The sequence below is a fragment of the Pedobacter sp. R-06 genome (assembly GCF_049913135.1).
Lineage (GTDB): Bacteria > Bacteroidota > Bacteroidia > Sphingobacteriales > Sphingobacteriaceae > Pedobacter.
In genome coordinates this window covers 2,649,910-2,663,710 of the sequence record NZ_CP183977.1, presented here as the reverse complement: position 1 = coordinate 2,663,710, position 13,801 = coordinate 2,649,910, and the positions used below count along the sequence as shown (strand labels likewise).

At 37.3% G+C, this 13,801-nt stretch carries 13 protein-coding genes; 3 read left to right on the top strand and 10 right to left on the bottom strand.

Annotated features, from left to right (window positions below; all coding sequences use genetic code 11):
* Window positions 1-3 precede the first annotated feature (3 nt).
* From ACN9MR_RS10905 to ACN9MR_RS10885, 5 genes are all read right to left on the bottom strand, one after another.
* Window positions 4-750 (bottom strand): ABC transporter ATP-binding protein, encoded by a 747-nt coding sequence (locus ACN9MR_RS10905; protein WP_057933063.1) that lies wholly within the window; start codon window positions 748-750, stop codon window positions 4-6.
* On the bottom strand, window positions 750-1,943 hold the full coding sequence (locus ACN9MR_RS10900; RefSeq protein WP_426329715.1) for an efflux RND transporter periplasmic adaptor subunit: 1,194 nt from the start codon (window positions 1,941-1,943) through the stop codon (window positions 750-752). Before ACN9MR_RS10900 ends, ACN9MR_RS10905 begins: the two co-directional genes overlap by 1 nt.
* Window positions 1,944-1,988: 45 nt before the next feature.
* Entirely contained in the window at window positions 1,989-3,284 is a 1,296-nt protein-coding gene (locus ACN9MR_RS10895) for a TolC family protein (RefSeq protein WP_426329714.1), read from the bottom strand.
* A gap of 304 nt (window positions 3,285-3,588) precedes the next feature.
* Complete coding sequence (locus tag ACN9MR_RS10890) at window positions 3,589-4,611, bottom strand: S66 peptidase family protein (protein ID WP_426329713.1); 1,023 nt, start codon at window positions 4,609-4,611, stop codon at window positions 3,589-3,591.
* 729 nt (window positions 4,612-5,340) lie between these two features.
* Complete coding sequence (locus ACN9MR_RS10885) at window positions 5,341-5,502, bottom strand: hypothetical protein (RefSeq protein ID WP_426329712.1); 162 nt, start codon at window positions 5,500-5,502, stop codon at window positions 5,341-5,343.
* 349 nt (window positions 5,503-5,851) lie between these two features.
* Here ACN9MR_RS10885 and ACN9MR_RS10880 point away from each other — a divergent pair, with 349 nt between their 5' ends.
* Complete coding sequence (locus ACN9MR_RS10880) at window positions 5,852-7,150, top strand: DEAD/DEAH box helicase (RefSeq protein WP_426329711.1); 1,299 nt, start codon at window positions 5,852-5,854, stop codon at window positions 7,148-7,150.
* Window positions 7,151-7,319: 169 nt separating this feature from the next.
* Here the strand turns inward: ACN9MR_RS10880 and ACN9MR_RS10875 are convergent, their stop codons facing one another.
* From ACN9MR_RS10875 to ACN9MR_RS10860, 4 genes are all read right to left on the bottom strand, one after another.
* Window positions 7,320-8,597 (bottom strand): OmpA family protein, encoded by a 1,278-nt coding sequence (locus ACN9MR_RS10875; protein WP_426329710.1) that lies wholly within the window; start codon window positions 8,595-8,597, stop codon window positions 7,320-7,322.
* 236 nt (window positions 8,598-8,833) lie between these two features.
* On the bottom strand, window positions 8,834-9,496 hold the full coding sequence (locus tag ACN9MR_RS10870) for a YdeI/OmpD-associated family protein (RefSeq protein WP_426329709.1): 663 nt from the start codon (window positions 9,494-9,496) through the stop codon (window positions 8,834-8,836).
* Window positions 9,497-9,504: 8 nt separating this feature from the next.
* Complete coding sequence (locus ACN9MR_RS10865; protein ID WP_426329708.1) at window positions 9,505-10,035, bottom strand: RNA methyltransferase; 531 nt, start codon at window positions 10,033-10,035, stop codon at window positions 9,505-9,507.
* A 61-nt stretch (window positions 10,036-10,096) separates the two neighbouring features.
* Window positions 10,097-11,263 carry a galactokinase gene (locus ACN9MR_RS10860; RefSeq protein WP_426329707.1) on the bottom strand — a complete coding sequence of 389 codons (1,167 nt, stop codon included), beginning with the start codon at window positions 11,261-11,263 and terminating at the stop codon, window positions 10,097-10,099.
* A 76-nt stretch (window positions 11,264-11,339) separates the two neighbouring features.
* On the opposite strand from ACN9MR_RS10860, the gene ACN9MR_RS10855 reads away from it, so the two are divergent.
* Together ACN9MR_RS10855 and ACN9MR_RS10850 are read left to right on the top strand one after the other, a co-directional pair.
* Window positions 11,340-12,389, top strand: coding sequence for an aldose epimerase family protein (locus ACN9MR_RS10855; RefSeq protein WP_426329706.1), 1,050 nt, complete (start codon window positions 11,340-11,342; stop codon window positions 12,387-12,389).
* A 2-nt stretch (window positions 12,390-12,391) separates the two neighbouring features.
* Complete coding sequence (locus tag ACN9MR_RS10850) at window positions 12,392-12,787, top strand: DUF1398 domain-containing protein (RefSeq protein WP_426329705.1); 396 nt, start codon at window positions 12,392-12,394, stop codon at window positions 12,785-12,787.
* Window positions 12,788-12,914: 127 nt separating this feature from the next.
* Here the strand turns inward: ACN9MR_RS10850 and ACN9MR_RS10845 are convergent, their stop codons facing one another.
* A complete protein-coding gene (locus ACN9MR_RS10845; protein WP_426329704.1) occupies window positions 12,915-13,775 on the bottom strand; it encodes a nucleoside phosphorylase in 861 nt (286 codons plus the stop codon).
* Window positions 13,776-13,801 lie beyond the last annotated feature (26 nt).

Here is a 13,801-nt window from a genome sequence, read left to right as displayed (position 1 = left end):
AAATTAATAATCATCAGATTCTGGTAAATTGGCAAGTGCCTCTTTGGCCGAACGTTGATTTTGGTTAATGCTGTCCTTTTGGATTTTCCCGTCTCTAAGCATAATTGTTCTGGTACTAAAAGCAGCAATATCAGGCTCATGTGTTACAAAAACAATGGTTTTTCCTTCTGCATTCAGTTCCTGCATCAAAGCCATAATCTCATAAGAGGTACGGGTATCCAGGTTTCCTGTAGCCTCATCGGCCAAAATCATCACAGGGTGATTAACCAGCGCCCTGGCAATGGCTACACGCTGCTGCTGACCGCCAGAAAGCTGACTGGGGGTATGATCAAAACGCTCGGCAAGTTTTACCGATTCGAGCGATTTTATGGCCCTTTCTTTACGTTCTTCAGCCGTGATGGTTTTATTATAAAATAAGGGTAGTTCCACATTTTCCAGTGCCGATGTTCTGGGCAACAGGTTATAAGCCTGGAAAACAAAGCCGATCTTGGTATTCCGCAAACCCGCCAGTTCATCGCGATTTAAACTTTTAACATCTACACCATCAAGTAGATAACTGCCTTCTGTGGGTTTATCTAAACAGCCCAATATATTTAAAAGCGTAGTTTTACCCGAGCCACTACTGCCCATAATGGTTACAAACTCACCCGCTTTGATATCGAAAGTGATGCCTTTCAAAGCCCTGACGGTTTGATCGCCCATTACAAACTCACGTTTTAAATCGTGTATATCTAATATCTTCTGTTCCATTATCTTCTTCTATTACCGCCTGGGCGTTTTGGCATAAAAGGACTAGATTGGCCTTGTGCTGCCGCCTGACTTTTACCCATGCTCTGTGAACCTGTAACTACTACATCAGCTGCTGCTAGCCCTGATAAAACTTCAACATGAGTATTGTCGTTTATGCCGGTTTTAATCTTTTTTTGTATTAGTTCTTTTGAATTTTTTTGCACCCAAACATATGCTTCGTCTGCTCCGGCTGGTTTCCTGTTGGGATTAACCCAGCTCATTTGATATTTACCAGCCAAAGTTGAATCTGGAGCAAATTTTATAGCTTTTGTAGGAATAAGCAAAGCATTGTTAACTTCTTTGGTGAAGATGGTAATGTTTGCCGTCATACCGGGTTTTAACTTGTTCGCATCATTTGAAGTATTAATGATGGTTTTATAGGTAACCACATTTGATGAAATGGATGGACTCAATCTGATTTCTTGTATGGTACCTTTAAAAGTATCGTTTAAAAAGGCGTCAACGGTAAATGTTGCCCTTTCACCTTTCGAGATGTCGCCCACATCTGCCTCATCTACAGAGGCTTCTACTTGCATTTTGGTCAAGTCTTTTGCAATACTGAAGATGGTTGGTGTACTAAAGCTTGCCGCCACGGTTGTTCCTTCGCTTACACTTCTAGAGAGTACGGTTCCGTCAATCGGAGAATAAATACTGGCCAGTGATAGATTCTTTTGAGCAGATGCAAGTTGAGCCTTAATGCTGTTAACCGATGCTTTTGAAGCATTGTAAGTATACAACGCGTTGTCGTAATCAGCTTTACTTACCGCGCCAACTTTATACAAATTACTTTGACGGCTGAAATTGCCCTGTTGATAAACCAAAGCGCTCTGAGCACTGACCAAATTGGCCTGATATTGATTTACGGTAGCCTCAAATAAAGTTTTATCAAGTTCGGCCAATAGCTGTCCTTTTTTAACCTTCGAGTTAAAATCTGCATATAGCGTTTTGATTGTCCCTGATACCTGAGTACCTACAGCCACTGTATCAACCGGTTGCACCTTTCCTGTTGCCGTAACATTTTCGGAAATATAACCCATTTTAGGTTTTTCGGTTTCGAGAACAACCACCTGTTCTTTTTTGCGCAAAGCGAGGTACCAAATTGCGAATAATGCAACTGCGATACCGATGATAATAAATATTGTTTTCTTTTTCATGATCCAGATATTAAGTAGACTAGGCGGTGGCCATCATCATGTATTTTAATTAGTAATAGGAACTCCTGTGTAAAAATTATAGATCTTGGTATAAAGGCTTGCTGTATATTTAGCCTGAACAAAGGCCTGTAAAGCCTGTACATATAAATTTTTCTGTTGAAGGTTTTCTACAATGTTGTTAGTACCTTCTTTTAATGCTGCATTCGAAATGCGTAGAGCCTCGCGGGTATAGTTAAACTGCTCTTGTGCTGCGGCATACTGGCTGTTTGCATTTTGCACGTTAATGTAAGCACGTTCTACATTTTGAGTCAGTGTTGTTTTGGCGTCTAAAAGTGATAAGCGGGCCTGCTCAATACCAATGTTAGCCTTGGCAACATTTGTTTTGGTGACTTTTCTATCAAAAATCGGAATTGAGAGTGTTAAACCTAAGTTTTGATAAAAACTATTGTTTAACTGATAGCCGTAACCACCGATATTATTATTGTTGTAGCCTGTATTCAGTGATCCCCCTAAACTAAGCGTTGGACGTAAGGTTGATTTTGCTTTCGCGAGTTCGGTGGTTTGAAGCTGTATATTTAATTCTCCACTTTTAATTTCCGGACGGGTACGCAGTGCCTGATCTTGTGCCGAAGCTAAATTATCCAATGCCGGGGCTACGGCAACGGTATCTGTTGTACTTACTTCAAAAGGAGTAGATGTAGGCAATTGCAACAGTTGTTTTAAGGTTAAAATATTTTGCTGTAAAGTATTTTGTGCAGTAACCAAAGTATATTTATCATTGGCGTAAATGGCCTGTAACTGCAACAAATCTTTTTTGGCAATGGTTCCAAACTTATATTGTTGTTCTGATTGTTTAACCTGAGCCTCGCTGGTAGTCAACAGATCTTTTAAATAGGTGATATTTTCTCTGGCCAATAAAATATTCAGATAAGCCTGGGTGATGGAGATGGTAATATCGTTTTTTGCCGCTTCTACCGATAGATTTGCAGTCTGCAAGCTGAGTTCTTTAGTCTTGATGTCATTTTTTAAATAACTTCCATTGTAAAGTGTCATGTCTGAACTTAAGCCAAAACCACTGGTGTTTTGTAAACCCGATTTATAATTGGTAATGGCTTGTGAAACATTGCCCGATAAATTTGGGAGTACAGCGGCTTTTGAAGCAATTAAATTTTGCTCAGCCGTTTGAGAACTCAGCTTTAAGGTATTGATGCTGATATTTTTTTCTTTGGCATACTCGATAGCCGTTTTTAGATCCCAAACCTGTGGGATATCCTGAGCTCTGATTGCATAAGGCGCTACAAGCAAAATGAGTACGACAATATATTTGATGTATCTGCGCATGGCGAATAAATTTGGTGTCTATAGAACTATTGAACACAAAAATATATCCGGTTAATACCGCATTTTAACAATTGAGACCAATGCAGAAAATGCTGCGACGAAAGGTTAAAACTTTGAGATTAGTCAGTTTTGAGTTTTAACAGAAAGAGTAGGCTTGTATGTTATTTTGACCATGATAAAGCTCGTCATTTCGAGCGGACCCGATAGCTATCAGGTGCAACGCAGCCTAGAAATCTATCGAGGTAGATCTCTCCATTCCACTACGTTCCAGTCGAGGTGACGAAAATACGAATGGTAAATTAGGCTAAACCGTTCGTAACACCGAACCCGTTTCGTTAACAATAAATGTATGGTTAACACCGCATTTTAGGGCGAAATTATTTCGTTGGTGCCCCACGGGGAAATCGAAAGCTACCGGGTAATCGTATTCCTTTACTTTTTCTAAAACAATATCATAAATGGTTTTGCCGAATTCTTCGCCAATATCATCAGGTTTAACTTTAAAGCCACCAACAATTAATCCCTTCAGGTTTTTTAGTTTGCCGCTGCGTTTTAGGTTCCACAACATTCTGTCAATACTATAAAGGTATTCGCCAGTATCTTCAATAAAAAGGATTTTACCTTTTGTATCTAAATCCGAATCGCTACCTGCCAAAGTTTCGATAATACTCAGGTTTCCGCCCACTAAAATACCATCAACTTTTCCTTGCCGGTTATTCATATCAGGAGGAGCGGTGTAACCCATTTGCTCACCAATTAAAGCATTTTTTACAGATAAAATCGTTTCAATCTGTATAGGTTCGGCTTTACTCCAATCATCAGGAAAACTATTGCACATTTTGGAGTGGATAGAGGCAATGCCATAATTTTTGGCCAAATGGCAATGTAAAACGGTAATATCACTAAAGCCAATAATCCATTTTGGATTTCTTTTAAACAAAGAGAAATCTAATTTATCGATTATCCGTACAAAACCATAACCACCGCGGGCACACATAATAGCTTTAATTGTTGGATCATCGAGCAATTGCTGAAAATCAGCTAGTCTCTCCTCATCTGTTCCGCCATAGGTAAAATCACGTTTGCCAATGGTATCGCCAACTTTTATGGTAAATCCCCAGCTTTGCATCTGTAAAACTGAAGGCTGGATTTGTTCTTGTGTAATATATCCTGCAGGACTTGTAATCCCGATGGTATCGCCAGGTTTTAAATAAGGAGGGATCTTAAATGATGAACTTTCGTTTTCAACGGTATTGGCGAGTGTTTTTAAAGCAGGAAGTACAGCTGCAGTCGCAATAAACGAAGAAAGGAAATGTTTTCTATTCATCTAAAATATGGGTGTGATGTTGATTGGGCTAATATAGGATTTAAAATATTCGCATAAAAGAAAAGGGATTTATATCCATAAATCCCTTTTTTAAACCAAACAAATTAATCTGTAAAAGATTAGTATAATGTGAATTATATAAATAACCCAGAATGAAATAAAAAGTTTTGAGAATTTTGAATAAAATATTTTTAACCATCTTTTATAGAACGCACGAAAAATATGTTTTTTCATCATTAAGAAGTTAAGGGCATTAAGAAATGCATTGCACTTAACCTTGGCGCTTACAAATTATCTAATAACAATTGGCTTGCTAATAGCAATATAACTTTTCTTGTATCGTTTCACTACATCTGCTCAATAGCCCTGATGGAAACGGAAATACTTTTTGGTTCCGTTATATTGTATTTTAGAATTTTCCCAAAAAGATTGGAGTGTACAGCAGGACCAACCCTTTACCATAAGCACAGAAACTGCGCTTCTAAGCGTCTAAAAATAAGATTTGGCGACCTGATGGGGGCGGCTATTTACGGGTTAAAAGGTAAAGGCTACCCATCGCGGATAGCCTTTGCTAACAACAAAACAAATATAAGATAACCAAATCTTGCCTGATTGAGCAGAATCAGGATAAAGTGCTATGAGATACACTTTGCGGCCTAGTAATGGATTCGAACCATTGTAGGGAGTTTATGAAACTCCAACCTTCCAATCGGTCAACTGGCCCTGTTTTTATAATTGCTTTAGTGATAAATAATCTCTTAATTCTAGAATCTGTTCTTTATTTAAGCTATCTTCATCCTTTACAAACGCTGGCTCATCTGTTTCTGTTTGTAACGGATAAATGAGTTTCGGATATTCATCTATAGCTGGGTATTGAAAATAAATGGACATGATTTTAGCGTTTTAATTGTTCAACATATTTTTTGTTAATGATTAATGTTGAGCAAATATATAAATAAGTATATAATATCTATAGATTTAGTAGTTTTTATTTTGAAAAATATTACAACTGTTTCATTTTCAGTAAAATAATTTTTAAACGACCCGCTGTTTTATTGGAGATACTGGTCTGGACTAAATAAACTGAATAAAAACAGATCCGATTTTATTCAGTCAATAGTAGATAGTAGAACTATAGCAGACATGAACTTGCATCATTCATTTCCAGGCCTTTAAATTCAATTTCAGAAAAGCTAATTATTTTAAGGATATTTGCAGTTCAAACATTAAAATAGTAATTGTGTCTTTAGATAAATTAAAACTTAGCAAACCACTTGTAGCGGCCATGACTGATGCAGGATTTTTAACTCCAAAAGAAATCCAAGCCAGAACAATGTCGCGAATTTTAGGTGGACAAGATGTTATAGCGGTGGGACCGGAGGGTTCGGGAAAAACAACAACTTATGTTTTAGCTACTTTAATGAAGTTGAAGTACGCTTTTGAGGAAGCACCAAGGGCTTTAATTTTAGTGCCAGATGCAGAACATGTTGATCATGTTTTGGAGCAATTTAAATTATTGAACCGTAACAATACCTTCAGGATTTTGGGAATCGATAGCCGTGGCGCTGTTGATACACAAATGAATGAGATAACGGATGGAGTTGATATTATTGTTGCGGTACCCGATAGGGCTCGTGCTTTATATTTAAAACTAGCATTAAATACCAATAAAATACAGTTGTTTATTGTAGATAATGCAGAACTTATTGTGAAAAAAGGCTTGCAGTTACCAGTTGTAGAATTGGCCAACAGTGCTTATAAATCTCAACATGTGGTGTTTACCGAGGTAATGCACGAGAAATTGAACCATATGATTTCGCCTTTCATGAAAGATTCTACCACAACCATCGAAGTAGATGAAATAGGCGAAAAGCAGGCAGAAGTTTATCAACAGATGCTTTATCAGGTACCTAATTTCAGAACAAAGCTTAACCTGTTAACCTTATTATTAAACGATGCTGAAGTTTTTGATAAAGTTGTGGTTTTTGTAAATACACGTTTAACTGCACAAACAGTTTATAAAAACTTTAATCAGTATAAAGAAGGTGAGATCAGTATCTATCGCTCGCTGTTTTTTGATGATAAAGGCTATGATGATATTGAAGACTTTAAAGACAACCCAGAGGCAAGGGTTTTAATTGTTGCCAATGAGAATTTAGGCGAACTTAATATTGAGGGAATTCCTTTTATCTTGCATTTTGAATTGCCAGAGCAGAAAGAAACGTTAATTCAGCGCATTGTTAAACATGGTGATGAAGATGTTGTGGCAATTACTTTTTCTACCGATATCGAATTGATTGAGGTGAAAAAAATAGAACAGGCCATCGGTCAGAAACTAGAGGTAATGGAATTACCTGAAGACTTAAAAGTAGTTGATGCTGCTGCGAAACCAAAGAAAAAGAAAGGTGCCGAAGAGGATGAAACTTCAGAACGTGGTGCTGCTTTTCACGAAAAGAAAGCCAGTAACCTGAAAAACTATAATTATAGCGCAGGCACTAAGGCCAAAATGACTTATAAGAATAAAAAGGGATTGTCTTAACAAGGGGCGTCACCCTGACCTGTAAAGCTACGAAGTAAATTTATTTCAGGGGCATTCTGCCAATAAAGATCCTGAAACAAGTTCCGGATGACGATTTTAATATATAAAAAAGCTCCCCAGAAATTAATCTGGGGAGCTTTTTTGTTAACCTTTATTTACCTATTTACCATTAGTATAAAGTAAACTCTACACGACGGTTTTGTTGACGGCCAGCTGCTGTTTTATTTGTTGCAATTGGTTGGTCAGGTCCGTAACCTGTAGCTTCAATTCTTGATGCATTTGCACCTTGAGATACTAAATAAGCTTTTACGGATTCTGCTCTATCTTTAGATAAACGTAAGTTTAATTCTCTACCACCAGTGTTATCAGTATGACCAGCTAATTTTAGGCTAAAGTTTTTCTCCACCAATAAGCCCGCAACACGGTTTAAAGTGGCATACGATTTAGAACGGATAGTTGATTTACCTAAATCGAACTCTAAGTTAGAAATCGCATCTCTAACCACTTTACGATCGGCCTCAGTAATTACTTTAGTTTCTTTAATGATTTCGCGTTGAACTTTGATTGGACAGCCAGAACCATCAACAACAGTTCCTGATGCAGTACCAGGACATTTGTCGAATTTGTTTGCTACACCATCATTATCATCATCGCCTAAATCTTTAGCATATTGCTCTCTATCGCGTTGTGCATTTTGCTCAGCGGTTGATAATGCTCTTCTTAATTCTGCACTTTCTTCAGCACTTTCTTTACGTAAGTTAGCTAACGAACTGTAGTTTTGTAACTGAGGTTTATCTTTGCTACCCAATGCAAACTCTACACCTGCGTGTGCATAAGCGAATCTGCTTTTCGGTAAAGATTCTGGAGATTTAATAAAATTAACATCATAACCTAAATCAATATTGATTCCTTTTGCAACACCTAGTTTAACACCGGCACCTACTGGAATGAACCAGCCTTCTCTGTTATTGCTTTCGCTTACTACAGCACCACTTGTACTGTAATCGGACGACATATAACCAGCACCACCTTTTAAGTAAGGAATTAAAACGGCATTTTCTTGATTAATGTTGATATTGGCAACATTAAAAACAGCGGTTAATGCGCCAGACCATTCAACGCTTTGTTGAAAATCAGTAGTTCCGTTTGTCGATTTGATATCACCTCTTAAAAAATCAGCCTGCAAACCTAAAGACGGTAAAATTTGCTTTCTAACATTCACTCCGTAACCGATACTTTTAAATTCTTTTGCCCTAACACTTCCTGAACCAAAGATAGTATTAGGAGAAAGTATGCCTCCATGTACACCTACGCTCCAGGTACGGAAAGATTTTTCTCCAAACCTAGAACCAGTTGTAGTGGTGGTTGGCGTTTCCTGTGCAAACAATTGTGATGATAAACCTAATAAAGCAATCAACATTGTTGATTTAGTAATTCTTGTATTCATGTTTTTCTATTTTGTAAATATTAGTCTCTTAACAGTTTTTATATCATACTGTTTTGCATGGACTAAGAAAAAACCCTGCCAAAAGCATTGTTTTTCTTACAAATAGCATGTTATCAGAAGATTAGGAGGGTAAATTAATTTCACAAAAATGTTACCATGCAACTGAAATCATATCCTTTTTTGTATAGTATTCTATACAAAAGTTAAAAAAGCACCTTTGATAAGTAGTTTAAAATCTACTTGTCTGACGGATTTTTCTTATTGTTCAATAACATCTCCAGTGTTTTTTCGAGCCTGTTTGTACGCGTCTTTTCCTGTTTTGCAGATAAAAGCCAAAGTACGTATTCTTTCCTGTGGGAGTAAGCGAGTTGGTTAAAGTAGTCTAATGCTTTAGGATGGCTTTCTAAAAGGGTTTTTAAATCTTCGGGGAGTTTAACTATTTTATTTACTGGATCTATATATTCGCCAAATTCGTTTGCCTTAATATGATCGTTTCTCATGCCTGATGGCTTTACCTCGGTAATGAATTTTAAGCGCAGGGCAGTCCAGGTTTCATTTACTGCAACAGAAGCACAGGGTGTTAAGCCAAACTTTTTAAGCTCTTGCCAGCTTTTCATCAGATCAAGATCAGATTTGATTTTTGAAGATTTTTTAGGATAGAATACCCAAAAAATGGTTTTTGCATCAATGTGGCAAATATTACTTTCAATTTGCTGGTTAAGTTGATCTATGTTTGTGGTAAAAGTGATTAATACATTAAAATAAACTTCTTCAGTATATTTTATAGCGATATATGGATCGACCTCACCAAAAATAGCAACTGCATCTTGGGGCGCATTTATTACCCTAACGGTGTTATTAGGTTTAACCTGAAGTTTTTTTAATAATAAATTTTCCATAATCGCACTTACAGCCTCAATTTAGCGAAGAAATCCCAAAAAACAATACCGGCAGAGATTACGATGTTAAAGGAATGTTTGGTTCCAAATTGCGGAATTTCGATACATTCATCAATTTTTGCCATCACTTCATCGCTCACACCATCAACCTCGTTCCCAAAAATGAGTGCATATTTTTTACCATGATCGGGTTGGAAAGTGTTCAGCATGGTACTGTTTTCGGCTTGTTCTATTGCAATGATCTCATAACCTAAGGCCCTTAAAGTATCAACAGCCTGTACAGTATCGGTATAATGAATCCAATCAACAGATTGCGTAGCACCTAGGGCTGTTTTCTCAATTTCGCGGTGCGGTGGTTGAGCCGTTATACCACAAAGGATAACTTTTTCTAATGCAAATCCGTCGGCTGTGCGGAATATAGAACCTACGTTGTGCATACTACGCACATTATCCAACACCACCACAACAGGTAATTTTTCCTGTGCTTTAAATTCTTCAATATCTGGCCGATTAAGCTCGTCTAATTTTAATTTTCTCATTATTTTAATTGATTACGCAGACTTGGGGATTACACCGATTGGATATAATTTTGGACTGTGCTTATCTATCAGTATCTGTTGTTAAATGTGGGCCATTGCCAATTTCGCTAATGTAAATTGCGGCAGGGTAGCCAATTTTATCTACGTAATCATTTGTCAGTTGTTTTGCGAAATCTTCTTCAAAGCCTTTCTCTAACAAAGCTATCGCACATCCGCCAAATCCGGCACCAGTCATACGGGCACCTATAACATGCTCATAATCTGCGCAGAAATCTACTACTGTATCCAACTCTTTTCCACTTACTTCATATAGTGTTCTTAATGACTCGTGCGAGGCGTACATCAAGCGGCCAAATTCTTCAAGGTTTCCGCTGTTTAACGCTTTAGCAGCCAAATGAACCCGATCATTTTCTTTAACCACATGTGCTGCGCGGTTTAAAATAATTTCATCAGTTATTAAATGGCTATGCAAAGCAAATTTCTCAGCAGTTAATTCGCAAAGATAATGAAGTGTTATTTCTTGGTTCAGCAATTTCAGGGCAGTTTGGCATTCTGCTACACGCTCGTTGTATTTAGAATCTGCTAATTCTCTTGGTTTATTGGTATTGATGATGGCCAATACATACTTGTCCAGGTTAACATCAACCATTTTGTATTTTAAGCTCTCGCAGTCTAAAACAATGGCTTTGTTTTTTTCGCCAAAAGCCACTGCAAACTGATCCATAATACCAGAATTTAAGCCTATAAAATCATTCTCAACACGTTTGGCAATTTTAACCAGTTCTAGTTGATCATAACCGAGGTTAAAATAAGTATTTAAAGCATAAGCAGTTGCGATTTCTATAGAAGCTGAAGAGGAGAGTCCTGATCCTATTGGGATGTTTCCATAGAACAGAAAATCCACTCCATTAATTTCTTTTCCATCTTTAATAAATTCGTTAATTACACCAATAGGGTAATTGGTCCATAAGCCGCCGTCTTTATCGTTTGCGATGTTACTTTCAACTACGGTTTGAACTTCAAAGTTTAAGCTTTTAAACCTGAATTTATGATCATTATTTGGGGCAATAGCTACCCAGGTTCCCAGGGTAATGGCACAGGGCATAACCAAACCGCCATTATAATCGATGTGTTCGCCAATGAGGTTAACACGCCCGGGGGTAAAATAAACGGCATCAGCTTTTTTGTGGTATTGCTCAGCAAATTTTTCCTCAAGGTTAATGTTCATTTGGCTAAAATATATTTATAAAAAGCATTAATAATAGTATGTTTGTTTAGGAAACAAAAGCCCTAAGTTACAATTTATGAGCGTTCAGCAAATACCTACCGGAAAAATTATTGATGGCGAAGAAGTTATCGCAATCGAACTAACCAACAGTAAAGGCACTTATGTGAAAATATTCAATTATGGTGCGATTATTAACAAATTTGTAGTTAAAAACGCTAAAGGCGAAAAGCAGGATATCGTTCTTGGCTTCGACACTTTTGATGAATATCTTGATCCGGCTTATCTGGCAAATGGGGCCTATTTAGGTGCTGTAGTCGGTCGTTATGCAAACCGCATTAAAAATGGCAGGTTCACCATTGATGAAGAAACGTACCAATTGGCACAAAATGCAGGTACCGATACCTTACATGGCGGTATAGTAGGATTTGATAAAAAAGTTTGGGATGTTATTGAAATTGGTGATGGACCACAATCGTCAGTTACGTTACAATATGAAAGTGTAGATGGCGAAGAAAATTTTCCTGGAAACCTGATCATTGATTTAACTTTCGAACTTACCGAAAATGATGAATTGATTTTAAGCTATGAAGCAGAAACTGACCAGGCTACTGCAATTAATTTAACACACCATGGTTATTTTAATTTAGCACCAAACGGAGGTAATATTAAAAACCATAAACAACAGATTTTTGCTTCAAATTACCTTGAGCAAGACAGTAACTATTCTGTAACAGGCAAATTGATCCCTGTTGAAGGTACACACATGGATTTTACAAAATCTAAAGCGATAGGTCAGGATTGGGATGAGGAAGAAGGTTACGACCAAACCTACGTTCTGGATAAAATCTATGGCGATTTATCGTTAGCAAGTAAAACAATTGAAGAAGAAAGTGGTTTAGTTTTAAGCGTATATACCACAGAGCCGGTAGCGCATCTGTATACTGCAAAATATTTAGATGTTAAAAATGGTAAAGGTGGAAAAGATTATGGAAGTTACGGGGCTTTTTGTGTAGAAACTCAACATCATCCAAATGCAGTTAATATTCCAACTTTCCCGAGCACTATTTTGAGGCCAGAGGATCTGTATACGCAAACAACTATTTACAAAGTTTCACTAATCAAATAATTATGTTCACCATCGAAGACATCCGGGCAGCAGAATCAAAAATTAAAACTGGTGCAGATTTCCCGCAGTTTATTAAAGAAATTAAGGAAATGGGTGTTAAACGAAACGATGTATATGTATCCAATGGCTTGTCGATTTATTTTGATGATGAAGATAATGTACAGCAGATCAGTCCTGATGAATATCCGGCTTTGATTATAAATGATGAACCATCTGCTGGTAAGTTAACACATGCTTTAAAAATACATCAACAGGGAGAAACCGATTATTTTACCTTTTGCAAGCAAGCTGCAGATGCGGGAGTAGAGAAATGGGTAACCGACCTGGAAGAAATGACCTGTACGTATTTAGATGCTGAAGGCAATGAATTGGTAAAAGAAAATATCCGTAAGGTTTAACCATACATGTAATGGCAATTGTTTGTGGTTTTTTGATTTAATCATTGACCATAAACAATTGCTATTTATATTTAAGCTACTTAAGTGATCTTAGATAGAAACCTCTTAGATTCAATAGATTTTTTATTTAAATTCTTTCAAGCACCATTTCTATCGCTTGCTCTACAATTTTGTTTGGCTCTTTGCTAAATTCGAAATTTACACGACTGGCTAAAATGGCATTTACTGAAATTGCATTGTGACCTAAAACTTTGGCTAGTGCATAAATCCCTGCGGTTTCCATTTCCAGATTGGTAATGCGGTGCTGATTGCTTTTAAAACTGTTAATCAAGCCAATAAAATCGGGAACCGCGTTTGTAGCACGTACAATTCTACCCTGTGGAGCGTAAAAGCCAGGCGCTGTAATGGTTATGCCTTTCGCCATGTCTTTTCCAATCGTATTCAATAATGTTTCACTCGCTGCGGTTAAATAAGGATTGATATTTTTAAGATGCCCAAAGTGTGCTTTGATATCATCCATTAAAATCTGTTCATCACCAGATAATTTTTGAAGGTAATAATTCATTAAGGCATCCATCCCTAGGCCGTAAGAAGAAGCTAAAATCGTTCCCATTGGAATATCCGGTTGAACAGCACCAGAGGTGCCCACTCTGATAATATTTAATGTGGTCAGCTCATTTTTAATTTCACGGGTTTCGAAATTAACATTGACCAGCGCATCTAATTCATTAAAAACGATATCAATATTATCGGTGCCAATCCCTGTTGAGAGTACGGTAACACGTTTTTTGCCTAAATAACCAGTATGGGTGATAAATTCGCGTTTACCTTTTTTAAATTCTATTTTGTCGAAATACTTGCTTACCTCGCCAACGCGGTCAGGATCGCCAACGGTAATTACAGTATCGGCAATATCACCAGGTAAAAGGTTTAGGTGGTATATGCTGCCATCAGGATTGATGATTAAGTCGCTTTCGGATATTTTCATATTTGGTTTATCTTGCCCGTGGATTT